Origin of the sequence: Pseudomonas sp. F8002, from assembly GCF_013385495.1 — a bacterium.
Lineage (GTDB): Bacteria > Pseudomonadota > Gammaproteobacteria > Pseudomonadales > Pseudomonadaceae > Aquipseudomonas.
In genome coordinates this window covers 14,399-40,231 of record NZ_JACAPW010000003.1, presented here as the reverse complement: position 1 = coordinate 40,231, position 25,833 = coordinate 14,399, and the positions used below count along the sequence as shown (strand labels likewise).

General features: G+C 61.6%; 26 protein-coding genes. 2 read left to right on the top strand and 24 right to left on the bottom strand.

What is annotated here, in order from left to right; all coding sequences use genetic code 11:
• Positions 1-14: 14 nt before the first annotated feature.
• From HX811_RS05180 to HX811_RS05080, 21 genes are all read right to left on the bottom strand, one after another.
• Positions 15-743 (bottom strand): bifunctional 2-polyprenyl-6-hydroxyphenol methylase/3-demethylubiquinol 3-O-methyltransferase UbiG, encoded by a 729-nt coding sequence (locus HX811_RS05180; protein ID WP_177045094.1) that lies wholly within the window; start codon positions 741-743, stop codon positions 15-17.
• A 38-nt stretch (positions 744-781) separates the two neighbouring features.
• Positions 782-1,702, bottom strand: a complete 921-nt coding sequence (locus HX811_RS05175; protein ID WP_023659250.1) for a PfkB family carbohydrate kinase — start codon at positions 1,700-1,702, stop codon at positions 782-784.
• The gene (locus HX811_RS05170; protein ID WP_177045092.1) at positions 1,695-3,161 is read right to left on the bottom strand and encodes a cytosine permease; all 1,467 of its coding nucleotides are present in this window, start codon (positions 3,159-3,161) and stop codon (positions 1,695-1,697) included. Before HX811_RS05170 ends, HX811_RS05175 begins: the two co-directional genes overlap by 8 nt.
• 198 nt (positions 3,162-3,359) lie before the next feature.
• Positions 3,360-4,361 carry an ADP-ribosylglycohydrolase family protein gene (locus HX811_RS05165; protein ID WP_004371263.1) on the bottom strand — a complete coding sequence of 334 codons (1,002 nt, stop codon included), beginning with the start codon at positions 4,359-4,361 and terminating at the stop codon, positions 3,360-3,362.
• Positions 4,358-5,071, bottom strand: a complete 714-nt coding sequence (locus HX811_RS05160) for a GntR family transcriptional regulator (RefSeq protein WP_080673275.1) — start codon at positions 5,069-5,071, stop codon at positions 4,358-4,360. The genes HX811_RS05165 and HX811_RS05160 overlap by 4 nt, the downstream gene beginning before the upstream one ends.
• Positions 5,072-5,141: 70 nt before the next feature.
• Positions 5,142-5,702 (bottom strand): DUF1285 domain-containing protein, encoded by a 561-nt coding sequence (locus tag HX811_RS05155; protein WP_177045090.1) that lies wholly within the window; start codon positions 5,700-5,702, stop codon positions 5,142-5,144.
• A 17-nt stretch (positions 5,703-5,719) separates the two neighbouring features.
• On the bottom strand, positions 5,720-6,325 hold the full coding sequence (locus HX811_RS05150; RefSeq protein ID WP_063027950.1) for a DUF4823 domain-containing protein: 606 nt from the start codon (positions 6,323-6,325) through the stop codon (positions 5,720-5,722).
• A 75-nt stretch (positions 6,326-6,400) separates the two neighbouring features.
• The gene (locus HX811_RS05145) at positions 6,401-7,369 is read right to left on the bottom strand and encodes a GTP 3',8-cyclase MoaA (protein WP_177045088.1); all 969 of its coding nucleotides are present in this window, start codon (positions 7,367-7,369) and stop codon (positions 6,401-6,403) included.
• Positions 7,370-7,508: 139 nt separating this feature from the next.
• Positions 7,509-8,162, bottom strand: coding sequence for a TetR/AcrR family transcriptional regulator (locus tag HX811_RS05140; protein ID WP_004371278.1), 654 nt, complete (start codon positions 8,160-8,162; stop codon positions 7,509-7,511).
• Between the two features lie 438 nt (positions 8,163-8,600).
• Complete coding sequence (locus tag HX811_RS05135; protein WP_087692771.1) at positions 8,601-9,386, bottom strand: TatD family hydrolase; 786 nt, start codon at positions 9,384-9,386, stop codon at positions 8,601-8,603.
• Positions 9,387-9,449: 63 nt separating this feature from the next.
• Positions 9,450-10,439 carry a DNA polymerase III subunit delta' gene (locus HX811_RS05130; protein WP_004371282.1) on the bottom strand — a complete coding sequence of 330 codons (990 nt, stop codon included), beginning with the start codon at positions 10,437-10,439 and terminating at the stop codon, positions 9,450-9,452.
• Positions 10,432-11,064: a dTMP kinase gene (gene tmk, locus HX811_RS05125; RefSeq protein ID WP_177045086.1), complete on the bottom strand. Its 633-nt coding sequence runs from the start codon at positions 11,062-11,064 to the stop codon at positions 10,432-10,434. Before tmk ends, HX811_RS05130 begins: the two co-directional genes overlap by 8 nt.
• A 19-nt stretch (positions 11,065-11,083) precedes the next feature.
• The gene (gene mltG, locus HX811_RS05120) at positions 11,084-12,202 is read right to left on the bottom strand and encodes an endolytic transglycosylase MltG (RefSeq protein ID WP_023659249.1); all 1,119 of its coding nucleotides are present in this window, start codon (positions 12,200-12,202) and stop codon (positions 11,084-11,086) included.
• 1 nt (position 12,203) lies between these two features.
• A complete protein-coding gene (gene pabC, locus HX811_RS05115; RefSeq protein WP_177041475.1) occupies positions 12,204-13,019 on the bottom strand; it encodes an aminodeoxychorismate lyase in 816 nt (271 codons plus the stop codon).
• Positions 13,019-14,263, bottom strand: coding sequence for a beta-ketoacyl-ACP synthase II (gene fabF / locus HX811_RS05110; protein WP_004371291.1), 1,245 nt, complete (start codon positions 14,261-14,263; stop codon positions 13,019-13,021). The genes pabC and fabF overlap by 1 nt, the downstream gene beginning before the upstream one ends.
• 110 nt (positions 14,264-14,373) lie before the next feature.
• Positions 14,374-14,610 carry an acyl carrier protein gene (gene acpP / locus HX811_RS05105; RefSeq protein WP_004371293.1) on the bottom strand — a complete coding sequence of 79 codons (237 nt, stop codon included), beginning with the start codon at positions 14,608-14,610 and terminating at the stop codon, positions 14,374-14,376.
• A gap of 192 nt (positions 14,611-14,802) precedes the next feature.
• Complete coding sequence (gene fabG / locus HX811_RS05100) at positions 14,803-15,546, bottom strand: 3-oxoacyl-ACP reductase FabG (protein ID WP_004371297.1); 744 nt, start codon at positions 15,544-15,546, stop codon at positions 14,803-14,805.
• Positions 15,547-15,576: 30 nt separating this feature from the next.
• Complete coding sequence (gene fabD, locus HX811_RS05095; RefSeq protein ID WP_023659248.1) at positions 15,577-16,515, bottom strand: ACP S-malonyltransferase; 939 nt, start codon at positions 16,513-16,515, stop codon at positions 15,577-15,579.
• Positions 16,516-16,641: 126 nt separating this feature from the next.
• Entirely contained in the window at positions 16,642-17,652 is a 1,011-nt protein-coding gene (gene plsX, locus HX811_RS05090) for a phosphate acyltransferase PlsX (RefSeq protein ID WP_080673274.1), read from the bottom strand.
• A 4-nt stretch (positions 17,653-17,656) separates the two neighbouring features.
• On the bottom strand, positions 17,657-17,839 hold the full coding sequence (gene rpmF / locus HX811_RS05085) for a 50S ribosomal protein L32 (RefSeq protein WP_004371305.1): 183 nt from the start codon (positions 17,837-17,839) through the stop codon (positions 17,657-17,659).
• A 13-nt stretch (positions 17,840-17,852) separates the two neighbouring features.
• A complete protein-coding gene (locus HX811_RS05080) occupies positions 17,853-18,380 on the bottom strand; it encodes a YceD family protein (protein WP_004371317.1) in 528 nt (175 codons plus the stop codon).
• Between the two features lie 105 nt (positions 18,381-18,485).
• Between HX811_RS05080 and HX811_RS05075 the strand changes: the two genes are divergently transcribed.
• The gene (locus tag HX811_RS05075; RefSeq protein ID WP_008434969.1) at positions 18,486-19,064 is read left to right on the top strand and encodes a nucleoside triphosphate pyrophosphatase; all 579 of its coding nucleotides are present in this window, start codon (positions 18,486-18,488) and stop codon (positions 19,062-19,064) included.
• 129 nt (positions 19,065-19,193) lie between these two features.
• On the opposite strand, the gene HX811_RS05070 is transcribed toward HX811_RS05075, so the two are convergent.
• From HX811_RS05070 to rluC, 3 genes are read right to left on the bottom strand one after another with little or no spacing between them, the layout of a single operon-like run.
• Complete coding sequence (locus tag HX811_RS05070) at positions 19,194-20,186, bottom strand: S49 family peptidase (protein WP_008434971.1); 993 nt, start codon at positions 20,184-20,186, stop codon at positions 19,194-19,196.
• 21 nt (positions 20,187-20,207) lie between these two features.
• Entirely contained in the window at positions 20,208-20,870 is a 663-nt protein-coding gene (locus tag HX811_RS05065) for an HAD-IA family hydrolase (protein ID WP_177045084.1), read from the bottom strand.
• Complete coding sequence (gene rluC, locus HX811_RS05060; protein ID WP_177045083.1) at positions 20,857-21,816, bottom strand: 23S rRNA pseudouridine(955/2504/2580) synthase RluC; 960 nt, start codon at positions 21,814-21,816, stop codon at positions 20,857-20,859. The genes HX811_RS05065 and rluC overlap by 14 nt, the downstream gene beginning before the upstream one ends.
• Before the next feature lie 738 nt (positions 21,817-22,554).
• On the opposite strand from rluC, the gene rne reads away from it, so the two are divergent.
• The gene (gene rne, locus HX811_RS05055; protein WP_177045081.1) at positions 22,555-25,818 is read left to right on the top strand and encodes a ribonuclease E; all 3,264 of its coding nucleotides are present in this window, start codon (positions 22,555-22,557) and stop codon (positions 25,816-25,818) included.
• Positions 25,819-25,833: the final 15 nt, after the last annotated feature.

Sequence of the window (25,833 nt, the reverse complement as noted above, 5' to 3'; positions counted from 1 at the left end):
TTGCAGCCACGGAATCAGCGGTGGGCGGCCACCAGTAGCATCATTGGGCGTTCAAGCTCTTCTGCCAGTGCAGGACGGGCCTTCAGGTCCGCATCGCTCGGGCCCCACTCGTCGACATGAGTCAGGGTAAACCCCGCCTGGATCAACAGCGTCAGCAACGTGCCCACGGTGCGATGTTGCTTGATGACACCCTCCGCCAGCCAGTTTGTCACCCGTGGTCCTTGCAACTGGTAGCTGTCCACCGGCCAGCTCTTGCGCCCTTGCTCATCAATCAGCCAGCCCGGCTGCCGTGGCGCCATGAAGATCGGATGCTCGATGGAAAATACCAACCGCCCGCCCGGGACCAACGCTTGATGGATGCGCGCGAACAGGCCTTTCAGATCGACGATGTAATGAAACGCCAATGAGCTGTAGGCCAGGTCGAAAGCGGCATTCGGAAGGTCGAGTTTTTCCAGGTCGGCGATGGCGTAAGTAATCGACGAAGAGGACGTCATCTCCTTTGCCCGCGCCAGCATTTTTTGCGAGACATCCAGCCCCAGCACCTGCTCGGCGCCCTGCTCCCGGGCCCAGCGGCTGAACCAGCCGTAGCCGCAACCCAGGTCTACCACTTTCAATCCCGACATGGGCGGCAGCATGGATTGCAACGCCGGCCACTCCGGCGCGCCGGCGAGGCCTTCTACCGAGCGGCCCATTTTGCTGTAGCCCTCGAAGAAAACCTCGGTATCGTAGATGTTCTGGGTCATGACGCTGCTCCGTGCTGAATGGCGACTATTCTGCCGAATCAGCCCTCGCTCAACAACGCATCCACTTCAGCCGTGCCCGGTGACGTGGCCGGCCCCCAGCGCGTGACCGCCAAGGCCGCCGCCGCGTTCGCGCGACGTGCCGCGACAGCTGGCGCCAAACCATTGGCCAGGCCGGCGATAAACACCCCGGCGTGAGCATCGCCGGCACCGTTGCTGTCCACCGCCTTGACCTTGAATCCCGGCACATGCTCGGCCTGGCCATTACGGCTGATCCAGCAGCCATTCGGTCCATCGCGAACCACCAGCAAGGTGTCGGCGGGCAAGTGCTCGTTGAGCTTGAGCAATGCCCCCGCCAGATCGCTCGCGCCGGTAAAGGCCAGCGCTTCCGGACCGTTGCTGGTCCAGATATCGATACGCGGCAACAGGGCGACCATCAAGGCCGAGTCCGGTGCCTTCACCAGCGGGCCCGGATCGAACACCACCGTGATCTGGCGCGGCAATGCCAGTAGCCAATCGAGCAACGCCTGGGCCTTACCTTCCAGCAACAGGCTGTAGCCGCTGACGTACACGTAGTCGTCGTCGCGTGGTACCGCATTGGCCAGGTCTTGCGCCAGCAAGTCACCCTCAGCGCCGATATGGGAAATGAAGGTACGCTCGGTGGTGGCTTCGGTCAGGGACACACACAGGCCGGTGTCCTTGTCGTCGCTGGCGGCCAGGGCCATTTCAATGCCCTCGGCCTGCATCGCCGCGCGCGCCAGGTCGCCGAAGCGGCCGGTGCCATGGCGGCCCAGATAGACCACCGGCAACCCGTTGCGCCGAGCGGCGGCCATCACGTTGAAGCCGCCGCCGGCTTCGAAGCTGGCGGAGTTGGCCAATACATCGCCGCCGGTGGCGGGCAATGTGTCGAGGGACATGACCAGGTCGACGATGACCTGGCCGCTGTGCAGCAATCTAGACATTAGCGCTCTCTACCAAAGCCGGGCGACGATCAGCCGCGCCACCCAGTACCGCATAAATCCCGCCGGCCACCAGGAAGGTGACGATCCAGCCCAGGCCGTTGTGGCCCAGCCACGAATCGGACAGCGGACCGGCGAACCAGATGTTCTCGGCCGTGGTGCCGATGGTGGTGAAGCTGAAGCCCAGCACGATCGCAATCGCCCAGGCGCCGAACGCACGCCATTCAACCCCGCCGCGATACCAGTAGGCGCTGCTTGGCGTTACGTCCAGCAGGTCTTTGGGGCTGTAGTAATGGCGATGGATCAGGTCGACCACAAAGATCCCGACCCAGGCGGTGATCGGTACCGCCAGCAGCGAGATGAAGGTGATGAACGGGCCGTAGAAACTGTCGGCGATCAGCATGAAGTAGATCGAACCGGCGAAGATCGCGACGATGTCGACGATCACCGCGTGTACGCGCTTGACCTTCAAGCCGAGGGTCAAGGTGGTGAGGCCCGCCGAGTACACCGACAGGTTATTCGACAGCAACAGCCCGCCAAACGCGGTGATCAGGTACGGCACCGCCATCCAGGTCGGCAGCATGTCGCGGATCGCGATGATCGGGTCAGTGGCCGACGCCAGGTCGTTGTTGCCCACCGACAGCAAACCGCCGAGGGTGATCAACAGCACCAGCGGAATCCCCGCACCGAATGCCGCGGAGGCCACCAGGCGCACGGCCTTGACGCTGCGGTGCTGGTAGCGCGACATGTCGGCACCGGCGTTGGCCCAGCCGATACCGGTACCGGCGGCCATGGTGCCGACGCCGATGATCATCGCGCTCAACGGCGCAGGCGTGGCGTTGAATACCGCGCTCCAGTCGATGGTGGCGCAGAGGAAACCGCCCACCAGGATATTCAGTGCGCCGAACACGTAGGTGGCCCACTTCTGGATCACCAGCAAGGTGGCATGGCCCAGGCCCGACACGGCGAGGGTCAGCAGCACGAAGATGCCGATGAACAGCAGGGTCAGTGCCGGCGCGCTTTTGGCGGCAACCGGCGAATTGAACAGGATCGAGCACAACGACAACAGCACGAACGCAGCCGTAGTGGTGTTGACGGTTTCCCAGCCGAGGCGCGACATCAGCGACACCAGGGTCGGGCCGATATTGCCGCGTACGCCAAAGATCGCCCGGGACAGGGTCAGGCTCGGTGCACGGCCACGACGGCCGGCGATGGAGATGATGCCCACCACCGCAAACGAGCCGGCGGCGCCGAGGATCGCCACGATGATTGCCTGCCAGATCGCCAGACCGCGAAACGCTACGAGGGTCGCGCCCAGGGGCAAGCCGAGGATGCTGATGTTGGCCGCAAACCAGACCCAGAACAGTTGCAGCGGATGGCCGTTGCACTCGCCTTCCGGGACCGGCTCGATGCCGCGTGTTTCCAATTGCCCGGCGCTTTGGCCGGAAGAGGACGTACTCATGGTGAGGTGCTCCTAATGCCTGTTTTTTTGTGGTTGTGGCAGGTTGGCAAGTTGAATCTGTGTGCCGGTCTTCCTGACTCGACTGGATCAATGTGGGAGCTGGCTTGCCTGCGATAGCGTGGTGTCAGTCGATGATTCATCAACTGATCGACCGCTATCGCAGGCAAGCCAGCTCCCACATTTTTCGATCTGCGGTGCTCAGCGCAGCTCGAGCAGGCCTTGGACCAAGGGTTCCAGGTCCAGGCGGTTAACCTGCTTGACCTGTTCGATCATCGCCTCAGGCCAGCACTGCATCCCCAGGCACGCACCGAGCATCGCGCCGAGAATCGCCGCGATGGTGTCGGTGTCGCCGCCGAGGCTGGCGGCCATGCACAGGGCTTCGATGGCGTTCATTTCACCCACCGCGACTTGCTGCGCGAGGGCAAACGACACCACCACCGATTCCTGGGACGCCACCGAGGTGCCGATCAATTCGTAAAGCAGGTCGGTAAACAGCGCCTTGTCGCCGCTGTCGACACTCAAGGTGCGCGCCCAACTGATGCGGGTGGCGATGCGCCCGCCGGCAATCCAGTGGCCGTGGTTTTCCGCCTGCTGGGCGATCTGCGTGCCGATGTTCAGCGCTTCGCCCAGATCGACGCCGTTGATCCCGGCGGAAACCACCGCCGCCACCGCCGCCGCGCTGGAGATGCCCAGGTTGGTGTTATGGGTGACCTGGCACGCCTGGATCACCGCCTGGATAAACTGCGCCGGGTCGTTGACGTCCGCCGCGATGCCCACCGGGGTGATGCGCATGGCGGCGCCGTTGGTGGTGCCGTAGCGCCCGGACTCTTCCGGGGTATGGCCCGCCAGGATCATGTCGATCGCCCGTTTGGTGGACGGGCCCAGCAAATCCTGGGAGCCCTTGGCGCGCATCACCGCTTCCCAGTCGATCAGGCGCTGGGCCAGTTCGGTGGGTTCGATCCTGCCCTGACCGTCCACCAGCAACTGGCCGACGAGGATCGCCTGTTCGGTGTCATCGGTGATCGAGCCCTTGGGCATGTTCGGCGCGATCGGCTGATCGGCGTCGGCATCTTCCAGGCCGGTGATCGCGCCGAAACGCGCCTTGACCTGCTCGCGGCTCAGGGACTGGGTGGGCATGCCCAACGCATCGCCCAGGGCCAGGCCGTAGAAGGCGCCGAGGGCGCGGGTGGTGGCGGTCATGTCGGTGTTCCAAATTGAAGGTGCAAGCGGAAATGCAGAGGGTCGAGCAGGCTTTCGACGGACTCCATGAAGCGGTCCTGGCGGTCGTAGGTGGTGCGCAGGGCCTTGAGGAACACCGTGCCCACCGGGCGCCCCAGGAGCTGGGCGTCTTCTTCGTTCAGAGGCTCGGCACCGATCCATTGGTTGCCGGTGGCGCCGACATAGCCATAGGCCGCCAGGGTGATGGTCAGGGAATTATCGATCAGGCCGACTTGCGGCAGGCTTTCCAGGCCACCCGAGGCCGGCATCAGCGAGCGCTCCAGGGACACGAACGTGCCGTCGGCAGCGCGACGGCGGCGGTCGAGGGCGATGAATTGGTCGCTGCCGTGACGGCTGAGCAGGTCCGGACGGGTGACGGCTTCCAGGCGCAGGATTTCGGAGGTCACCACCGCGCCGGTGTCGGCCAGGGCTTGGGCCCAGCCGCTGCGCTGGTCGAGCACCATGCCGTCGAAGGTGACGATGGAGCCGACACCGCTTTGGGTGGCGATGTAGCTGCGGCGCTTGAGTTCGGCCAGGGCTTCACGCAGGGTGCCGCGGCTGACGGAAAACTCTTCGGCCAGTTGGTGCTCGCCCGGCAGCAGGACACCGTCAGCCATCACTCCACCCTCGATACGGCGGATCAGCTCGTCGACGACGCGTTTTTTCTTATCAAATCGGACATGTCTAATCATGTACAAATTGATAACCGAAAGCGCCCGGCTACAGCAAGCGATTTATTTCAGGGATAGCGAGAAATCAGCCTCAGGGCTCCAGGCCGATGGGGAAAAATACCCCGCCGCTCCAGACGCCAAGCCAGTTCTTACCGTTGATCGGACGGGTCACCGCCAGCTCCACCAACTGGTAGAACGCATTGCGGTGAACCAGGGCTTCGAGGTTGGTGCGCACCCGCAGGTATGGCGAGGGTTCCTGGGTGTCCGGGTCGATCACCACCCGCAGCGGATGCTCGGTACCGGCCTCGACCTGCTCATCCACGTTGGTGGTAAAGCGCAGGACTTGGCTCTCGCCCTGCCCTTCGACTTCCAGGGTGACGGCGACAAAGGGCGCGTCATCGACCTTGATCCCGACCTTTTCCACCGGGGTGATCAGGAAGTAATCATCGCCATCGCGGCGGATGATGTTGGAGAACAGCTTGACCATCGGCTTGCGGCCAATCGGCGTGCCCATATAGTACCAGGTGCCATCGCGGGCAATGCGCATGTCGATATCGCCGCAAAAATCCGGGTTCCACAGATGCACCGGTGCGGGCCCCTTGCCCTTGGGCAATTGCGCCAACAGGTCATTGGCCTTGGCCGAATCGGTCATGCTGCTCTCCTTGTGTCTTACTGATCGCTCATGCCCAATAGGCTGCGCGCGTAGTGCGCCAGGGGCTTGCCGATCAGGTCATCCGGCTTGTTGTCGTGGAACGTCAGTAAACCGCCACGGCTATGAATCCGCACAGTATCAATCAAATACTGGGTGCTGGTCTCGATCAACATGACCTGAATGGTGCCGGTGTCGATGCCCAGGCGATCCACCGCCTCCTGGTCAGACCATTCATCGGCGTTACCGATCCGGTCATCCGCCTGGGCAAAGCGGCAGTACAGCAGGTAATGCGCACCGGCCGCGCGGGCTTCAGACATCGCCTGTTCCAGGCCTTCGGGTTTGCGGGCGCGGCGGACCATCGGGAAATATTCGACAAAGCCGTTGAAGGCTTCCTCGGCCACCACGTTAGGCCGTGGATAAGCACTGCCCGGCGGGGTGAAGGCGCCCTGGGCGATGAAGACGAAGGAGTCCGGCTGTATGCGGACCGAATTGACGCGGCGAGTATCGCTGTGGTCCAGCAGCCCGGCATCGCTCATCTGATAGCGCGTGCCTTCGGCCATATCACTGACGGTCATGCAGCCACCCAGCGCGAGTGACGCCAGCACCAAAACCAGACTACGCATCCTAATTCTCCAAAGGCCGGTGACGGAAAACCGGCGAATGGGCACGAGATGCAGGTTTTGCGCCAGCTTGCGAGACTAGCCGCCGATGATCTTCATGATGGTGGCGCCGCCGGAGAAGGCCACTTCCTGCTTGTCACCCAAGGCCTTGACCAACAAGCGCTGCAAGGCCGGCAGGGCCTGGTGGCGGGGTTTGTCCAGCAGGTCGCCGACGTAGTGGCGGTTGCTCGACGACAGGCAGCCATGCAGCCAGCCGGTGGACGACAGGCGCAAACGCGAACAGGTCCGGCAGAACGGCACGCTTTCGTTGGCGATGACACCGAAGAAACCTTTGCCGGGCACTTCGTAGCGCACGGCAGTGGCGTCCACCGGGGCGTTGGCTTGCAGGTATTCGTACTGTTCGCCGATCAGGCTGAGCAATTGCTGGAGGCTGACGAATTGCTGCAGGAACGCGTTGGAATCGTTGGCCAGGTGGCCCATGCGCATCAATTCGATAAAGCGCAACTCGTAGCCACGCTCCAGGCAGTAGTCGAGCAGCGGCATCACCTGGTCGAGGTTCTGGCCGCGCAGTGGCACCATGTTGACCTTGATCTTGATTCCGGCGGCGCTCGCCTGGTCCATGCCATCGAGCACGCTGGCCAGGTCGCCACCGCGAGCGATACTGCGGAAGGCGTCGGCGTCCAGGGTGTCGAGGGACACGTTGATCCGGCGAATCCCGGCGTCCACCAGCAGCGGCAGTTTGCGCGCCAGCAGTTGGCCGTTGGTGGTCAGGCTGATATCACTGAGCCCCATCTGCCCCACCGCACCCATGAAGGCTTCCAGCTTGGGGCTGACCAACGGTTCACCGCCGGTAATCCGCAAGCGCTCGATGCCGGCGGCCTCGATCAGGTACTCGACACCCCGCGCCATCGCCTCGGCCGACAGTTCGTCCTGCGCAGCCACCAGCCGCTTGCCGTTGGGCACGCAGTAGGTACAGGCGTAATTGCAGGCTGAGGTCAGGCTGATCCGCAAATTGCGGAATCGCCTGCCTTGACGATCAACGATCATGGATCACTCCGGCAGAGGATAATTCGGGCGCACTAAAACCTGACTGAAAAATCAAGTTTTAGCAAGGTCCTTGCCTGAGTATATTCCTGGGTTACTGCGCTGGGCAGGAAATCATATCGCCATCACGCTGGCGAATGATTCAAGTGGCCGGCGTTTCGGCGTTCGGCAAATCAGTGCTGTGCTTGCGCTTGTTGCCCATGCGCACGCCGATGTCCATCAGGAACTGGAAGAAACCTTCCTGGTCTTCCAGCACATTGCTCCAGAACGGCGAGTGGTACAACGCCACGGCGCCGTGCACCAACGCCCAGGCGGCGCAGTAGTGGAAATACGGTGGCACGTCTTCGAGCTTGCCTTCGCTGATACGGCCCTTGATCAGCAGGGTCAGGCGTTCGAAGTTCGAGGCACGGATCTTGTGCAGCTCCTCGACCATTTCCGGCACCTGATGGCCCTTCACCACTTTTTCTTCCAGGCGATCAAACAAGCGGTAGCGCTGCGGGTCACGCATGCGGAACTCGAAGTAGGCGCGGGACAGCGCTTCCTTGTCCTTGTCGACATCGGCCGAGTGCAGCAGCTCGTTCAGGTCGCGCTCGTAGTCGAGCATCAGGCGCAGGTAGATCTCGGCCTTGGACTTGAAGTGTTTGTAGATGGTGCCTTTGCCGATACCCACGGCATCCGCAATCATCTCGACGGTGACGCTGTCTTCACCCTGGTCGAGGAACAGCTTGAGTGCGGTGTCGAGAATTTCCTGCTCGCGGCGGCGAAACTCACGGACCTTGCGGGGTTCTTTGTGCATAAGAAAAAGGTCTGCAGAGATGGATATTGGAAGGGCGTTCGCTCCCCAAGCCGTGCTTGTCGGAACGTTTTACCCGGTGCGCGGGATTATCCCGACTGAACGGTCGTTGGGCAACGCCTATATGAACAACCTTTGCACTTAACTTACAACACGCCAACGAATGTGCCGATTCGAGTCAGAAATAAAACAGGTGATTGGCGCGTGTGCATCGCATCCAATGAGAACTCAACCGAAGCGGGCGTATTCCAAATCTGTTTAAAAAACGATCAGATGTGGCTGGACTGAATCGGATACTGATCAATACTTGAAATGTCGGCGTGGCATCTCCCCCAAGTGACGCGTCGACCTGGGTACCGACGGACTGCGTACCCTTGTTTTACTCCTAATGGTCTTAGCCCGGATTCACCCCCCAGAACCCGGGTTTTTTTTGCCTGCGATTTAGTGGCCGACGTGGGCCAGCGGGAACAGGCGCTTGAAGTTCTCGGTGGTCTGTTCGGCAAAGCGCTCGTAGGACTCGCCCCGCAGCATCGCCAGGTAATCCGCCACATCCCGTACGTATTCCGGCAGGTTGGGTTTGCCGCGATGAGGAATCGGCGCCAGGTACGGCGAATCGGTTTCCACCAGCAGGCGGTCTGCCGGGACCTGGCGTGCGACATCGCGCAGGGCATCGGCGTTGCGGAAGGTCACGATGCCCGACAAGGAAATGTAGAAACCAAGGTCCAGCGCGGCCTTGGCCATGTCCCAGTCTTCAGTGAAGCAATGCAGCACACCAGCCTGGGGCAGCGCGGCTTCGCGCAGCAGGGTCAGGGTGTCGGCACGGGCGCCACGGGTGTGGACGATCACCGGCTTGCCAGTCTGCTGGGCGGCTTGCAGGTGCAGACGGAACGACGCCTGCTGCAACTCGGCAGCTTCCGGTTCGTAGTGGTAATCCAGGCCGGTCTCACCGATGGCCACCACGCGCGGGTGATTGAGTTCACCGAGCAGCCAGTCGAGGGCCGGGGCTTCGCCGGGCTTGAGGTCCAGCGGGTGAATGCCCACCGAGCAGTCGACATCGGCATAACGATCGGCCAGGGCTTTGACGTCGGCGGCGTTTTCCGCGCTGACGCCGATGCACAGGAAGTGCCCTACCCCGCGCTGGCGCGCAGCTTCAAGGGCGGCGTCGAGGGAGCCGTTGTGCTGGGCCAGGTCGAGGCGATCAAGGTGGCAATGGGAATCTACGAGCATAGGGATCTACAACTTGAGTCACGGAAAGTGTCTGGCCAACGATACACCCGTCGGCCACTGAAATTAACGGCGGCCGAGCAAACCGACCCACTGCACCAGCAAGGCCTCAAGCAACAGCACGCGATTGAGGTTGGCCTTGCCGAGGACCTTCTGGCGTTGGGCGAGGATCCAGTCCTGAATGTTCAGCACCTTGTCCTGGGCGCTCTTCTGCGCCAGGTATTGCACGACTTTGCGCATGTCCGGCAGCCCAAGGCCGTTTTCGTCCTGGGTCAGCTGGTAGCGCAGGATCAGGCTCGACCAGTCGCAAAACCAGTCGAACAGCAGCAGCAAGGGAATGTCTTTCCAGGCGCTTTCGGCCAGTTGCGTGGCCGACACTTCCTGCTTGAGCAGTTTCTTCACCCCGTCCACCACCAGCGCACGCTGTTCACGCACGCCCTGGGCCTGGAGCTTGACCGCCGCCAGGGGCGAACCGGCCGCCAGGGTCAGCAACTCGACGCGCTCCGCCTCGCCGCAGTCCGGCAACGCCTGGGCCAGCCACTGCAAGCTCATGGCTTCGCTCGGCAACGGGCAGGCCTGCTGCACGCAGCGGCTGCGAATGGTCGGCAGCAGGCGGCTGGACTGGTGGCTGACCAGCAGCAGCACGGTATCGCCGGACGGTTCTTCCAGGCTCTTGAGCAAGGCATTGGCGGCGTTGATGTTCATCGACTCCACCGGTTCGATCAGCACCACCTTGCGCCCGCCCATCTGCGCGGTCTGCACCACGAAGCTGACCAGATCACGCACCTGGTCGACCTTGATCGCCTTGTCGGCCTCTTCCGGTTCCAGCAGATAGTTGTCCGGGTGGCTGCCGGCCTTGAGCAGCATGCAGGATTTACATTCGCCGCAGGCTTCCAGGCCGTTGGGCCGCTGGCACAACAAGCTGGCCATCAGCCGCTCGGCCAGGGCGCGCTTGCCGATGCCCACCGGGCCGTGGAGCAGGTAGGCGTGGGCGTGCTGGGCACGGCCCGCCAGTTGCTGCCAGAGGCTGTCCTGCCATGGATAGGCTTCAGCCACGGACACGCTCCACAAGCTTCGGCAACAGGGCGTCAATGCACTGCTGAACCTGAGTCAACGGTTGTGCGGCGTCCAACAGGTAGTAACGGGCGGGGTCGGCTTCGGCGCGCTTGAGGAACGCGCTGCGCACAGCTTCAAAAAAGACTCGGGTTTCCAGTTCGAAACGATCGAGGCGACCCCGGGCGGTGGCACGGGCCATGCCGACTTCCACCGGGAGATCGAACACCAGGGTCAGATCGGGCCGCAAATCGCCCTGGACGAAGGTCTCCAAGGCCGCAATGCGCTCCAGGGACAAGCCACGGCCGCCGCCCTGATAGGCATAGGTGGAATCGGTAAACCGGTCACAAATCACCACGGCGCCCCGGGCCAGTGCCGGGCGAATGACTTCGGCCAGGTGCTGGGCGCGGGCGGCGAACACCAGCAACAGCTCGGTGTCGGGGTTCATCTGTTCGTCGCCCGGGGTCAGCAGCACTTCACGGATACGCTCGGCCAGTGGCGTGCCGCCAGGCTCACGGGTCAGCAGCACCTCGATACCTTCGGCGCGCAGGCGCTCGGCCAGGTATTCACGGTTGGTGCTCTTGCCGGCGCCTTCCGGGCCTTCCAGGGTAATAAACAAGCCAGTCACAGGCAGTCCTTAGTCAGAGTCATTGCGGGCTTTGCGGCGCGGCGTCATCGGGTGCCGGAGCCGGCTCGGCGGGCGTATCCAGCGGCGCGTCCGCAGGCTTTGCCGCCGGCGCCGGGCTGGAACGGTAATCGGCGCGACGCTTCATCTGGAACTCACGCACTGCTGCGTTATGCGCATCCAGGTTATCCGAGAAAATATGGCTGCCATCGCCTCGGGCAACGAAATACAGGCTGCTGCCCGCCACCGGGTTCAGCGCAGCATGAATCGCCTCCCGCCCGACCATGGCGATCGGCGTCGGCGGCAGGCCGGCGATCACGTAGGTGTTGTAGGGCGTGGCTTCCTTGAGGTGCGCGCGGGTCAGCTTGCCGGTGTAGCGCTCGCCGAGGCCGTAGATCACCGTCGGGTCGGTTTGCAGCAGCATGCCGATCTGCATGCGCCGCACGAATACCCCGGCGATCTGGCCGCGCTCTTCCGGCACGCCGGTTTCTTTCTCCACCAGCGAGGCCATGATCAGCGCTTGATAGGGGTCGGTGTACGGCGCATCGGCCGCGCGCTTGCTCCACTCCTGGGCGAGGACATCGTCCAGACGGTTGTAGGATTTTTTCAGTAGTTCAACGTCGCTCATGCCACGCACGAAGCGGTAGGTGTCCGGGAAGAAGCGCCCTTCAGGAAATACGCCCGGGTGACCGAGTTTTTCCATCACCTCGCTGTCACTCAGGCCGGACAGGGTCTGCTCGATCTTTTCATGCTTGGCCAGGGCCGCGCGCACCTGGCGGAAGTTCCAGCCTTCCACCAGCGTAATGCTGTACTGCACCACTTCGCCACGCTGCCACAAACCGATCAGGCCCTCGGCGGTGAGGCCCGGAGTCATGCGGTATTCGCCGCTGTGCAGCGGCTGGCCGTCGAGGTTGAAGCGCCAGTAGAGACGCAACCAGAACGCATCCTTGAGCACGCCGTCGTTTTCCAGGCGATTGAAGGTGCCGGTGGGCGTCGCGCCAGCCGGTACGTCCAGCAATTGCTCCTGGGTCAGATTCAAGGGCTGTTCAAGGGCCGAGTTCAGCTTCCAGGCCGAAGCGCCCAGCAGCAAACCCGCCAGGACCAGACCGATCTCCAGCAACAATACAAATTTACGTCTCAAATCAAATATCCAATAGTGCGCGAACAATGCCCTGCAGTTTACGGGTGAGCGGCCCAACCGGCCAGCTCATCGCAGCACATCCGCGCACCGGCCAAATGCCATATACGCTGTTGCACACCAAGACCTCATCGGCCTGTTGCAGCTGCTCAAGGCTGATATCGGCCACGCTTGTCGGGATGCCCAACGCCTGCGCCTGGGCCAACAGCTCGGCCCGCATGACGCCGGCGACGCCACAGCGATTCAGATCAGCGGTCAGCAACACGCCGTTACGCACCAGAAACAGGTTGCTGAAGACGCCTTCGATGACTCGACCGGACATATCCAGCATCAAACCTTCGGCGTGTTCGGCATCCTGCCACTCGGCGCGGGCGAATACCTGTTCCAGGCGATTGAGGTGCTTGAGGCCGGCAAGCAACGGTTGCTCGGACAAACGCGTGGTACACGCAAACAGGCGGATGCCTGACGCTGCATGTTCCGGGGGATAAGTGGCAGGTGGACTGCCTTGCAGAATGCGCCGCGCCGGAGCGCCAGCACTGATGCCATAACCGCGCTGGCTGTCGCCACGGGTCAGGATCAACTTGAGTACACCGTCACCGAGGGCGGCGGCGTAGGCCAGCAATTCGCTGCGGATCAGGGGTTGATCCGCAACAATCGCCAGCCGCCTGCAACCTTCTTCAAGGCGCTGCAGGTGGCGGTCAAGCAGCACGGGCTGCCCGGCCTTGACGGCAATGGTCTCGAACAGCCCATCACCGTATGCCAGGCCACGGTCTTTCAGGGGCACTGCGCCCGCCGGCTGACCGTCGACCCAGCTCTCCATCACTCGGCGAACCGGCGGAACACCAGGGAACCGTTGGTACCACCAAAACCGAACGAGTTGGACAGCACCACGTCGATCGGCATCTTCTGCGGCTCGTGAGGCACGAAGTTCAGGTCGCAGCCCTCATCCGGCTCATCGAGGTTGATGGTCGGCGGAGCGACCTGATCCTTGATGGCCAGCACGCTGAAGATTGCCTCGACCGCGCCCGCCGCACCCAACAGGTGCCCGGTCATGGACTTGGTGGAACTGACCGCCAGCTTGTAGGCATGCTCGCCGAACACCGACTTGATGGCCTCGGCTTCCGCCAGGTCGCCGGTCGGGGTCGAAGTGCCATGGGCATTGATGTACTGCACCTGGTCAACGTTGACCTTGGCATCACGCAACGCATTGGTGATGCAGCGTGCAGCACCCGCGCCGTCCGACGGAGGCGAGGTCATGTGGTACGCATCACCGCTCATGCCGAAACCAATCAGCTCGGCGTAGATGGTGGCGCCACGGGCCTTCGCGTGCTCCAGCTCTTCGAGTACCAGCGCACCGGCACCGTCGGCCAGAACAAAACCGTCACGGCCCTTGTCCCACGGACGGCTGGCACGGGTCGGCTCGTCATTGCGGGTCGACAACGCACGGGACGCGCCGAAGCCGCCCATGCCCAAACCGCAGGCGGCCATCTCGGCACCGCCGGCGATCATCACGTCGGCCTCGTCATAGGCGATATTGCGCGCCGCCATGCCGATGCAGTGAGTGCCCGTGGTGCACGCCGTGGAAATGGCGTAGTTAGGTCCCTGGGCACCCAAGTGGATGGACAGGAAACCGGAAATCATATTGATGATCGAGCCAGGCACGAAGAACGGTGAAATTCTGCGAGGGCCGGACTCATGCAGGGTGCGGCTGGTTTCTTCGATATTGGTCAGACCGCCAATACCCGAACCCATGGCCACGCCGATGCGCTCACGGTTGGCGTCGGTGACTTCCAGGCCGGCATTACGCACCGCCTGAAATCCGGCTGCCAGGCCGTATTGAATGAACAGGTCGAGTTTGCGGGACTCTTTGACCGAGAGATATTCCTCGACATTGAAGTCCTTTACCGAGCCGCCAAAACGGGTGGAATAGGCAGAAAGGTCCGTGTGTTCGATCAGACCAATACCACTGCGGCCAGCCAGAATGCCCTGCCAACTGCTCGGCACATCCGTACCCAGTGGCGACAACATACCCATACCGGTGACTACGACGCGTCTACGCGACACAGCACTCTCCTTTTTCTAATGACGACACTTTGCATCAGGCTTAAAGGAAAAAACCGCACGCCATAGGGCAGTGCGGTTTTTCCATCACAGCAAGCGACGATTACAAACTATTACGCCTGGTGGCTAGTAACGTAGTCGATAGCAGCTTGAACGGTAGTGATTTTTTCAGCTTCTTCGTCCGGGATTTCGGTCTCGAATTCCTCTTCCAGAGCCATCACCAGCTCAACGGTGTCAAGGGAGTCGGCACCCAGGTCTTCAACGAAGGAAGCGCTGTTGGTCACTTCTTCTTCTTTAACGCCCAGTTGCTCGGCAACGATTTTCTTGACGCGCTCTTCGATGGTGCTCATACCTTGTTTTCACTCCTAATGGACAAATTCAGGCAGCTGGCCAGTGGGTAAGTGTATAGAAAGACTTTTCAGCTTTTCAACTGAAAGCTTCACCCTCGTACCCTATTGGCCATCTGCCTATAAATAGATTGCAGCTTTATAACGGATTTTAGACAGCTCGTATGACATTTTTTTGAAGCGATCCGTCACAATTTAACTCATGTACATCCCGCCGTTCACCGGGATTGTAGCCCCAGTCACGTATGCCGCACCGTCGGATGCCAGGAAAGCGACCACATTCGCGATCTCTTGAGCCTGGCCCAGACGGCCCAGCGGAATCTGCGTCAGCAACGCTTCACGCTGCGCTTCAGGCAATTCGCGGGTCATATCGGTGTCGATGAACCCTGGGGCCACCGAGTTGACCGTAATCGACCGCGAGCCTACTTCACGCGCCAATGCACGGCTGAAACCTTCCAGACCGGCCTTGGCGGCTGCGTAGTTTACTTGGCCTGCGTTGCCCATGGCACCCACAACAGAGCCAATATTGATAATTCGACCCCAACGAGCCTTGGTCATGCCGCGCAAAACACCCTTGGACAGGCGAAACAGACTGTTCAGGTTGGTATCAACGACGTCATGCCACTCGTCGTCTTTCATACGCATCATCAGGTTATCGCGGGTAATACCGGCATTGTTCACCAGAATAGCCGGTGCACCGAATTGCGCCGTGATTTCAGCCAATACGGCCGCCACGGACTCATCGCTGGTCACGTTAAGCTCAAGACCGGTGCCCTGGACGCCGTTTTCCTTCAGCGTCGCAGCAATACGTTCAGCGCCGGCGGCAGAGGTTGCGGTACCGATGACCACAGCGCCCAGACGGCCCAGCTCCAGGGCGATCGCCTGGCCAATGCCACGGCTTGCGCCGGTGACCAGTGCAACTTTACCTTGCAGACTCATGCAGGCTTCTCCTAGGTTCGGAAATTAACGTCAGGCCAGGGCTGCGCGAGCGGCAGCGAAGGCATCCGGGGTATTGAGGTTGGAAGTCGACACGCCTTCGGCGCAACGCTTGTTCAGGCCGGCGAGGACTTTGCCCGGGCCGCACTCTACCAATTGGGTGGCGCCGTTGGCGGCCAGGGTCTGCACCGACTCAACCCAGCGAACCGGCTTGTACAGCTGTTCCAGCAGATCGCGCTTGAGGGTTTCCAGGTCAGAGGCCACGGCGGCACTGACGTTTTGCACCAACGGAATCTGCGGCGCCTGCCAGTTGATCGCAGCGATCGACTCGGCGAAACGCTCGGCAGCCGGGCGCATCAGTTCGCAGTGGGACGGCACGCTGACCGGCAACGGCAACGCACGCTTGGCGCCACGGGCCTTGCAGCCTTCGATGGCGCGCTCTACCGCCGCCTTGGCGCCGGCGATCACCACCTGGCCAGGGGAGTTGAAGTTCACGGCGCTGACCACTTCGCCCTGGGCCGCTTCGGCGCAGGCAGCAATCACGTCAGCATCTTCCAGGCCGAGAATGGCAGCCATGCCGCCCTGCCCGGCAGGAACCGCTTCCTGCATCAACTGGCCACGACGCTCCACCAGCTTGACCGCTTCACCGAGGGTCAGGCTGCCAGCGGCCACCAGGGCGCTGTATTCGCCCAGGCTATGACCGGCAACGTAGGCCGGACGCGCACCGCCTTCAGCCAGCCACAGGCGCCACAGGGCGATGGAGGCGGTGAGGATGGCGGGTTGGGTCTTGTCGGTTTGATTGAGCAGCTCTTCCGGCCCTTGCTGGGTCAGTGCCCACAGGTCGTAACCCAGGGCATCGGAGGCTTCCTTGAAAGTGTCCAGGACCAACTGATGTTCCGCGCCCAGCTCGGCCAACATGCCGAGGGACTGCGAACCCTGCCCTGGAAAGACGAATGCGAGGGATGTAGACATGTAACAAGCCCCTAATGATCTGGTCGTCGGAAATTGGCGCTCCACACGTGGGAGCGCAAGAAACTGACAAATTGGATGGTCAATTGAACTGGCCGGTCACATTTAAGCATTTCCGGCCCGATTCGCCTAAGGCAACAGATCCTCAAGGCGGCCGTGCAAGCGTTGCGGCAGGTTTTCCTGGATCTCGATCAAGGCGCGCTGGATGGCACTTTGAAAACCCTGCACCCCCGCCGAACCATGACTTTTCACCACGATGCCCTGCAACCCGAGGAAACTCGCACCATTGTGCCGCGCCGGAGCCAGGTCAGCCTGCAAGCGCCGCATCAAGGGCAGCGCCAGGGCGCCCACCAGGCGTGACGCCAGGTTGCGCTTGAACAAGGCCTCGATGCGCGCAGCAATCATCGTCGCCAGGCCCTCGCTGGACTTAAGCAGGATATTGCCGACAAACCCGTCGCACACCACCACGTCGGCTTCGCCGCGGTACAGACCGTCACCCTCGACAAAGCCGATGTAGTTCAGGCCTCGCGCGCTTTGCAACAGCGTCGCCGCCAGCTTGACCTGCTGGTTGCCCTTGATGTCTTCGGTGCCGATATTCAGCAGCGCCACCCGAGGCCGGGCCACGCCCAGCGCTTCGGCCGCCACCGAGCCCATCAGGGCAAAGTGCAGCAGATGCTCGGCACTGCAATCGACGTTCGCCCCCAGGTCCAGCAACTGGCAATAGCCCTGCTGGGTCGGAATAGCCGCAACCATCGCCGGCCGGTCAATGCCCGGCAGGGTTTTCAGCACATGCCGGGACAACGCCATCAACGCCCCGGTATTGCCGGCACTGACACAGGCCTGGGCCTTGCCGTCGCGTACCAGCTCAAGCGCCACCCGCATCGAAGAATCAGGCTTGCCGCGCAAGGCCTGCGCAGGCTTTTCATCCATGGTGATGGTTTCGCTGGCCGGTGTAATAGTCAGGCGCGCGCGATCCACCGCCGGATGGCTGGCAATCAGTTCTTCAAGTAAGGAGGGTTGACCGACGAGGGTCAGGTGCAGCGAGGGCGTGGCAGACAGGCAAGCAATGCAGGCCTGAACAATGCTGCGGGGACCGAAGTCCCCGCCCATTGCGTCAATCGCGATGACTTGAGCAGACAAGTGATTACTCGTCAGCGCCCTTGTCGATCACTTTACGGCCACGGTATACGCCTTCTGGCGATACGTGGTGACGCAGGTGAACTTCACCGGTGGTTTTTTCTACAGACAGAGTGCTTGCCGTCAGGGCGTCGTGCGAACGACGCATGTCACGGGCAGAGCGGGATTTTTTGTTCTGCTGAACAGCCATAATTGATTAACTCCTAAACGTTTGGGTCACGCTTTAACTGCGCCAATACACTGAACGGGTTGGACCGCGTTACCTCGTCCTCGCTCGGTTCGGGCTCATCGAGACCCGCCGGCTGCTGGCATTCTTCCGGATGATGAGCAGGCACAATGGGCAAGGCGAGCAAAAGCTCCTCCTCGATCAGTGACTGCAGATCCAAAGGATCTTCGCCCAGTTCCAGCACGTCATAACCTTTCGGCAACGACTGGGTATTCGCACCCTCTTTCACCACAGCATAACTGCATTCGCTGTGGATCGGCAGGGTGACCAGCTCAAGACAACGCTGGCAAACCATTTTGACTTCGGTGTCGATAAAGCTGTGGATTACCACAGACTTACGTTCATCTCGTTCAAAAACGAATTTAGCCTGCACCGTACCGACAGTGTCGGAAAGCGGGTCGCAGAGTCTCTCCAAATCGGCCAGGAGCAGCTCACCTTGAAGGGTGGTGCCACGATCAGCCAATTTGCGCGGGTCAACGTGAGGTGGAATCGGGTCATTCAACATAGGCGCAGCATTATAGGGATGCACCCGGCCATGTCAAAGGAAATTCAGCCCTGTCCGTCACCGGGCCTCCCCGCTAGAATCCGCGACTGCCTTGAGGAGACGCCCATGCTGCCTTTATTACTCGCTTCCAGCTCGGTTTATCGCCGGGAATTGTTGAACCGCCTGCACCTGCCGTTCATCTGCAGCTCGCCGGATATCGACGAAAGCCACCGCCGGGACGAGTCCGCCGTGGAGCTGGTCAAGCGCCTGGCCGAGGAAAAGGCCCGCGCCCTGGCTGACAGCCATCCGGGCCACCTGATCATCGGCTCGGACCAGGTCGCCGCGCTCGACGGCCAGATCATCGGCAAGCCCCACACCTTCGAGAAAGCCCGTGAGCAACTGCTGGCGGCCAGCGGCAAGCGCGTCAGCTTCCTGACCGGCCTGGCTGTACTGAACAGCGCCACCGGCCATTGCCAGGTCGACTGCATCCCCTTCACCGTACACATGCGCACGCTGGACGCCGCACGCATCGAACGCTACCTGCGCATCGAGCAGCCCTACGACTGCGCTGGCAGCTTCAAGGCCGAAGGCCTGGGGGTGAGCCTGTTTCAAAGCACCGAAGGGCCAGACGCCACCAGCCTGGTCGGACTGCCGCTGATCCGACTGGTGGACATGCTACTGGCCGAAGGTGTACAGATTCCCTGAGAACATCACAAACAAATGTGGGAGCTGGCTTGCCTGCGATGCAGACACCTCGGTACATCAGTCGCACCGAGGTGATGCTATCGCAGGCAAGCCAGCTCCCACATTTCGAGCCATGTCGCGCTCAAGCTCTCAGCGCAGGGTCGGACCCTGGAAGCCCATGTATAGCGCCAGCTTCTCAGCCACGCTGGCACCCAGCTTCTTGGAGAACCGGTCAAACGGCGATTCCTGAACAGTGAAGTCCACCAGTTCTTTCTCGCCAATCACATCCCGCGCCACCGAACTGGCACTGCCCAGGCCATCGATCAAGCCCAATGGCAGCGCTTGCTCGCCAGACCAGACCAGACCGGAGAACAGCTCCGGATGCTCCTTATCCTTGAGCCGGTCACCGCGCCCCTGCTTCACACTGGCGATGAACTGCCGATGAGTGGTATCCAGCACACCCTGCCAGAACTGGGTTTCATCCGCCTTTTGCGGCTGGAACGGGTCCAGGAACGACTTGTGCTCACCTGACGTGTAGGTACGACGCTCAACCCCGAGCTTCTCCATGGTGCCGACAAAGCCATAACCGGCCGCCGTCACACCAATCGAACCCACCAGACTGGCCTTGTCGGCATAGATCTGGTCGGCAGCACTGGCGATGTAGTAGGCACCCGAGGCACCCAGGTCGGAAATCACTGCATACAGCTTGATGTCCGGGTGCAAGGCGCGCAGGCGACGAATCTCGTCGTACACGTAACCCGACTGCACCGGACTGCCGCCCGGGCTGTTGATACGCAGGATCACAGCCTTGACCTTGGAGTCCTCGAAGGCCGCCCGCAGGCTGCTGACGATGTTGTCTGCACTGGCAGACTCCTTGTCGGCAATCACCCCGCGCACTTCGATCAACGCCGTGTAATTACCGCTTCGGGTGGCGCTCTTCTCCATGTCCATCAGCGGACTGAACAGCACCAGCATGCCCAACAGATAAATAAAGGTCAGAAGCTTGAAAAAGATCCCCCAACGCCGGGAGCGACGCTGCTCCTGGACACTGGCCAGCAAGGTCTTCTCCAGCAACTTCCAGCTTCTGTCATCGCCATTGTTATCGGCATTGGCCTTCTCAGGCGCTTTCCATTCATCGGTCATGCCATCTACCCCAGCAAAGACTTAATGGGCCCGGCTGAGCCAGGCCTGCAATTCAGAAAAACGGTCAATTGTCAGGCGCGGCTCGTAGGCCTGCAACGCCTGGGCAGATTGGGCGCCGTAGCTGACCGCCACGGAGTCCATGCCAGCATTACGCGCCATCATCAGGTCGAACGACGCATCACCCACCATCAACGCCTGACGAGGCGACACGCCACATTGAGCGAGGATCTGCTCGAGCATCAGAGGGTGGGGCTTGCTGGCGGTTTCATCCGCCGCACGGGTGGCGTCGAAATAATCTTCCCAGCCATGGGCCTTGAGCACCCGGTCCAGGCCGCGACGGGCCTTGCCGGTCGCGACCGCAAGGTGATAACCGTCGGCGCGAAATGCTTCCATGGCCTGCGCCACGCCTTCAAACAGCGGCGAAGGCTGGGCGTCGAGCGCCATGTAGTGATCGGCGTAGTGCTGACGAAACGCTATCAGCTCGTCATCACCAATCTCCGGGTACAGGGTGCGGATCGCTTCCGGCAGGCCCAGGCCAATAATGCCCTTGACCGCCTGGTCGTCGCACAGCGCATAACCGGAACGGGTCGACGCCGCGTGCATCGACTCGACAATCCGACCAATGGAATTACACAACGTGCCATCCCAGTCAAAGATCAACAGCTTGTAGTCAGGGTACGACACTCAGGCGCTCCACGGTCTTGGCCCACATTTCATCGACAGGCGCTTGCAGCTTCAATTCGCCACCATCGGGCAGCGGCACGGTCAGCATGTAGGCGTGCAGGAACAGGCGTTTGCCACCCAGGTCGCGGATTTCCTTGGAGAAATCTTCATCGCCGTATTTGGTATCGCCGGCAATGCAGTGCCCCGCATGCAGGGTGTGCACACGAATCTGGTGGGTACGGCCAGTGACCGGCTTGGCCTCGACCATGGTGGCAAAGTCACCAAAGCGGCGCAGCACCTTGAACAGGGTCAGCGCCTCCTTGCCCTCCTCGTCCACCTCGACCATGCGCTCGCCGGAACGCAGGTTGCTCTTCTGCAACGGCGCGCGCACGCTCTTGATCGAGGTGGCCCAGTTGCCACGCACCAGCGCCATGTAGCGCTTGTCCACGCCATCACCGCGCAGGGCGGCATGCAGGTGGCGCAACATGCTGCGTTTCTTGGCGATCATCAACAGGCCGGAGGTGTCACGGTCCAGACGGTGGACCAGCTCCAGCTCCTTGGCATCCGGGCGCAACTGACGAAAGGCTTCGATCACCCCGTAGTTGAGGCCGCTGCCGCCATGGACCGCGATGCCACACGGCTTGTTGATCACGATCAGTGCCTTGTCTTCGAAGACAATCGACGCTTCAAGGCGCTGCAATAGGCCCTGGGCCAGTGGGACCGGTTCGTCACGCTCAGGCACCCGCACCGGCGGCACGCGGACGATGTCGCCCGCCTGCAGCTTGTACTCGGGCTTGATCCGACCCTTGTTCACGCGCACTTCGCCTTTACGCAAAATGCGGTAAATCAAGGTCTTGGGCACGCCTTTGAGCCTGGCAAGAAGAAAGTTGTCGATGCGTTGGCCGGCATATTCCGGCGAGACCTCGAGCAGCTGGACGCTGGGGGTCTGGGGGGCGGTAGTCGTCATGGCGGCGATGATAACAATTTTTTATGGAATTGAAGCACTTAATCATTGCTGCTATAGTCGCGAACGCCGCCAAAAGCGGCCTGGACAGAGGACTAGCGGCAAACTGCCGGCCCTGACCATCGCAATTCATCAGGACGCGAGGCCGTCCTACGGGGCTTTCGCCACCCTGGAAGGCTCGAGATTGTAACAAGCGCAGGTGACATGAGGCCTGAAGCGAGTGCAAAAAGCAGAGTGATTACTCGCCTTTTGCGCCGATATTTACGGCCAGTTCACAAAGTGCAGTCAGTCTGGAGCCAGACCACGGCGAATGCTTCGGAAACAACGCCTGTTACGAGCTGAGTGAGAGCACAATCGCCCACACCCGGTCTTGTTTAGCCATGAGCGTGGACTCCCCATTGGAGAACACGGTAAATGCCAACCCGCTGCGGATTCTGCGCGCGGCAGCACCCGAATTATCAGGGATACGTGTAGGGTGGAGATGCACAACCGTCGGACTGTGTAGCACTAGGCTTATATTTAGACGCTTCATCTCGTCCACAGTCGCCGGTTGATTCCTCCTCCTGACTGAGTGCTTAAGTCACCACAGCAAGCAGGAAGCGTACGTCGCGATACCGCCCATTTTGGCGGGTATTGCTGGACACTGGAGTGGCCAACCACTCTTGACGCACCTGACACCGACCGTGAGAAGTCGTGTGTGCCGAACGCCGTTTCCGGCAGCCCGGAAACCGACGGTACAACATGAAAAGAATGCTGATTAACGCAACTCAACCCGAAGAGTTGCGTGTTGCACTGGTAGACGGCCAACGCCTCTACGACCTGGACATCGAGTCCGGTGCACGCGAGCAAAAGAAGGCCAACATCTATAAAGGCCGGATTACTCGCATCGAACCAAGCCTTGAGGCTGCCTTTGTCGATTTCGGCTCCGAGCGCCATGGCTTCCTGCCCCTCAAAGAAATCTCCCGCGAATACTTCAAGAAATCCCCTGAAGGCCGCGTGAACATCAAGGACGTCCTGAGCGAAGGCCAGGAAGTCATTGTTCAGGTAGAAAAAGAAGAACGTGGCAACAAGGGCGCCGCCCTGACCACCTTCATCAGCCTGGCTGGCCGCTATCTGGTCCTGATGCCGAACAACCCGCGTGCCGGCGGTATCTCCCGTCGCATCGAAGGCGAAGAGCGCAACGAACTGCGTGAAGCGCTGAACGGCTTGATCGCTCCAGCAGACATGGGCCTGATCGTGCGCACTGCCGGCCTGGGCCGCAGCAGCGAAGAAATGCAGTGGGACCTCGACTACCTGCTGCAGCTGTGGACCGCTATCAAGGAAGCGTCCCTGGATCGTTCCGCGCCGTTCCTGATCTACCAGGAAAGCAACGTGATCATCCGCGCCATCCGCGATTACCTGCGCCAGGACATCGGCGAAGTGCTGATCGACAGCGTCGAAGCCCAGGACGAAGCCCTGACCTTCATCCGCCAGGTGATGCCGCAGTACGCCAGCAAGATCAAGCTGTACGAAGACAGCGTTCCGCTGTTCAACCGTTTCCAGATCGAAAGCCAGATCGAAACCGCTTTCCAGCGCGTCGTCGAACTGCCTTCCGGCGGCTCCATCGTGATCGACCCGACCGAAGCCCTGGTGTCCATCGACATCAACTCGGCGCGTGCCACCAAGGGTAGCGACATCGAAGAAACCGCCCTGCAGACCAACCTGGAAGCGGCTGAAGAAATCGCCCGCCAGCTGCGCCTGCGTGACATCGGCGGCCTGATCGTGATCGACTTCATCGACATGACCCCGGCCAAGAACCAGCGCGCCGTGGAAGAGAAAGTCCGCGAATGCCTGGAAGCTGACCGTGCCCGCGTACAGGTCGGCCGCATTTCGCGCTTCGGCCTGCTGGAAATGTCCCGTCAGCGCCTGCGTCCATCCCTGGGTGAAAGCAGCGGCATCGTCTGCCCGCGTTGCAACGGCACCGGCATCATCCGTGACGTTGAATCGCTGTCGCTGGCGATCCTGCGCCTGATCGAAGAAGAAGCCCTGAAAGACCGCACTGCCGAAGTGCGCGCCCAGGTGCCGATCCCGGTCGCTGCGTTCCTGCTCAACGAAAAACGCAACTCGATCACCAAGATCGAACTGCGCACCCGTGCCCGCATCGTCATCCTGCCGAACGATCACCTCGAGACGCCGCACTTCGAAGTGCAGCGCCTGCGTGATGACAGCCCGGAAGCCCACGTCAACCAGTCCAGCTACGAAATCGCTGCTGCCGCTGCCGAAGTGGAAGAAGTCCAGCCAGCCGCTGCGACCCGCACCCTGGTTCGCCAGGAAGCCGCCGTGAAGACCGCGCCAGCCCGTGCCAACGCACCGGTTCCGGTCGAAGCTGCCGCGCCGGTTGCCGCACCAGCTGCCCTGCCTGAGCCAAGCCTGTTCAAAGGCCTGGTGAAGTCGCTGGTCAGCCTGTTCGCCACCAAGGAAGAGCCAGTGGCTCCAGTTGTGGTCGAGAAGCCTGTGACTGAACGCCCTGCACGCAATGAAGAGCGTCGCAACGGTCGCCAGCAGAGCCGCAATCGCAACGGTCGCCGTGACGAAGAGCGCAAGCCTCGTGAAGAACGTGCACCCCGCGAAGAACGCGCCCCACGTGAAGAGCGCCAACCGCGCGAAGCCCGTGAAGAAACACCAACCGTGGCCCGTGAAGAGCGTGCACCACGCGAAGAACGTGCACCGCGTGCTCCACGCGCTCCACGTGAAGACCGCAAGCCACGTGGCGAGCGTGAAGAACGCGTGCGTGAACTGCGCGAGCCGTTGGATGCCGCTCCAGCCGTAGCCGCTGCTGCTGCCACCGCTGCCACTGCTGAAGAGCGTCCAGCTCGTCAGCCGCGTGAAGAACGTGCGCCACGCCCTCCTCGTGAAGAGCGTCAACCACGTGCCGAGCAAGCGGCTCCAGCCGGTGAAGAAGAAGAGCTGCTGTCCAACGAAGACCAGCAACAGGAAGACGGCCAGGACAACGCCGAAGGCGATCGTCCACGCCGCCGCTCCCGTGGCCAGCGTCGTCGCAGCAACCGTCGTGAGCGTCAACGTGATGCCAACGGCAACGAAATCGAAGGCTCGGAAGAGACCGGCGAAGCCAACGCAGCCGCTACCGGCGAACCAACTGGCGCCGAACTGGCTGCCGGCCTGGCCGTTACCGCTGCTGTTGCCAGCTCGGTCATCAGCGCACCTGCTGAAGCCCAGGCCAACGAGCAAGCTGAAGCAGCCACCGCTGCCATCCAGGAAAACACTGTTGTAGAGACGCCAGCCGTCGAAGCGCCAGTGGTTGAAGCAACGACCCCGGTCGAAGCCCCGGTTGTTCCGGAAGTGGAAGTAGCGCCGGCTCGTCACGTTCGTGAAGTTCGCGAAGTTCGCGAGCCTCAGCCTGAAGCTGAAGTGGTTGCCGAGCCTGCCGCTGTTGTTGAACAACAGCCCGTGGTTGAAGCCGCCGTTGAAGCACCGGTTGCCGAGCCAACCCCTGAAGTGCGTGAAGTTCGCGAAGAACAGACTGCCTTCCAGTGGACTGCCGAACCTGCCCCGGTGGTTGAAGAGGTTGAAGCACCAGCGCCTGCTCCAGTGGTCGAAGAAGCTCCGGCACCAGTCGCTGAAGTGGTTGTCGCCCCTGAACCTGTTGCCGTTGTTGCCGAGCCTGCGCCAGTGGTTGAAGCGCCAGTGGTTGCCGAAGTGGCAGCCCCGGTGGTTGAAGCCGCTCCGGCCAGCGCCCTGACCGAAAACGGCCGTGCGCCGAACGACCCGCGTGAAGTGCGTCGTCGTCGCAAGGAAGCTGAAGCGGCCGCCGCTGCTGCCAAGGCCGCTGCCGAAGCTGCTCCTGCCGTCGCTGAAGTTGCCCAAGCAACCCCTGCTCCGGTCACCGAAGCCGTGGTTGAGCACACTGCCCCTGCCATCGACGAGAACGTACGTTCCGTCGAGGAAGTGGTAGAGCACCACCCTAAGGCCCTGGAAGAAGAGCACGAGCCTAAACCCCTCGTCTGATTCCATCGGCCACTA

Bases quoted from the DNA above. Each gene is read 5' to 3' on its own strand.
- HX811_RS05180 (WP_177045094.1), bottom strand. From the start codon at position 743: ATGACCCAGAACATCTACGATACCGAGGTTTTCTTCGAGGGCTACAGC.
- HX811_RS05175 (WP_023659250.1), bottom strand. From the start codon at position 1,702: ATGTCTAGATTGCTGCACAGCGGCCAGGTCATCGTCGACCTGGTCATG.
- HX811_RS05170 (WP_177045092.1), bottom strand. From the start codon at position 3,161: ATGAGTACGTCCTCTTCCGGCCAAAGCGCCGGGCAATTGGAAACACGC.
- HX811_RS05165 (WP_004371263.1), bottom strand. From the start codon at position 4,361: ATGACCGCCACCACCCGCGCCCTCGGCGCCTTCTACGGCCTGGCCCTG.
- HX811_RS05160 (WP_080673275.1), bottom strand. From the start codon at position 5,071: ATGATTAGACATGTCCGATTTGATAAGAAAAAACGCGTCGTCGACGAG.
- HX811_RS05155 (WP_177045090.1), bottom strand. From the start codon at position 5,702: ATGACCGATTCGGCCAAGGCCAATGACCTGTTGGCGCAATTGCCCAAG.
- HX811_RS05150 (WP_063027950.1), bottom strand. From the start codon at position 6,325: ATGCGTAGTCTGGTTTTGGTGCTGGCGTCACTCGCGCTGGGTGGCTGC.
- HX811_RS05145 (WP_177045088.1), bottom strand. From the start codon at position 7,369: ATGATCGTTGATCGTCAAGGCAGGCGATTCCGCAATTTGCGGATCAGC.
- HX811_RS05140 (WP_004371278.1), bottom strand. From the start codon at position 8,162: ATGCACAAAGAACCCCGCAAGGTCCGTGAGTTTCGCCGCCGCGAGCAG.
- HX811_RS05135 (WP_087692771.1), bottom strand. From the start codon at position 9,386: ATGCTCGTAGATTCCCATTGCCACCTTGATCGCCTCGACCTGGCCCAG.
- pabC (WP_177041475.1), bottom strand. From the start codon at position 13,019: ATGGAGAGCTGGGTCGACGGTCAGCCGGCGGGCGCAGTGCCCCTGAAA.
- acpP (WP_004371293.1), bottom strand. From the start codon at position 14,610: ATGAGCACCATCGAAGAGCGCGTCAAGAAAATCGTTGCCGAGCAACTG.
- fabG (WP_004371297.1), bottom strand. From the start codon at position 15,546: ATGAGTCTGCAAGGTAAAGTTGCACTGGTCACCGGCGCAAGCCGTGGC.
- fabD (WP_023659248.1), bottom strand. From the start codon at position 16,515: ATGTCTACATCCCTCGCATTCGTCTTTCCAGGGCAGGGTTCGCAGTCC.
- rpmF (WP_004371305.1), bottom strand. From the start codon at position 17,839: ATGGCTGTTCAGCAGAACAAAAAATCCCGCTCTGCCCGTGACATGCGT.
- HX811_RS05080 (WP_004371317.1), bottom strand. From the start codon at position 18,380: ATGTTGAATGACCCGATTCCACCTCACGTTGACCCGCGCAAATTGGCT.
- HX811_RS05075 (WP_008434969.1), top strand. From the start codon at position 18,486: ATGCTGCCTTTATTACTCGCTTCCAGCTCGGTTTATCGCCGGGAATTG.
- HX811_RS05070 (WP_008434971.1), bottom strand. From the start codon at position 20,186: ATGACCGATGAATGGAAAGCGCCTGAGAAGGCCAATGCCGATAACAAT.
- rluC (WP_177045083.1), bottom strand. From the start codon at position 21,816: ATGACGACTACCGCCCCCCAGACCCCCAGCGTCCAGCTGCTCGAGGTC.
- rne (WP_177045081.1), top strand. From the start codon at position 22,555: ATGAAAAGAATGCTGATTAACGCAACTCAACCCGAAGAGTTGCGTGTT.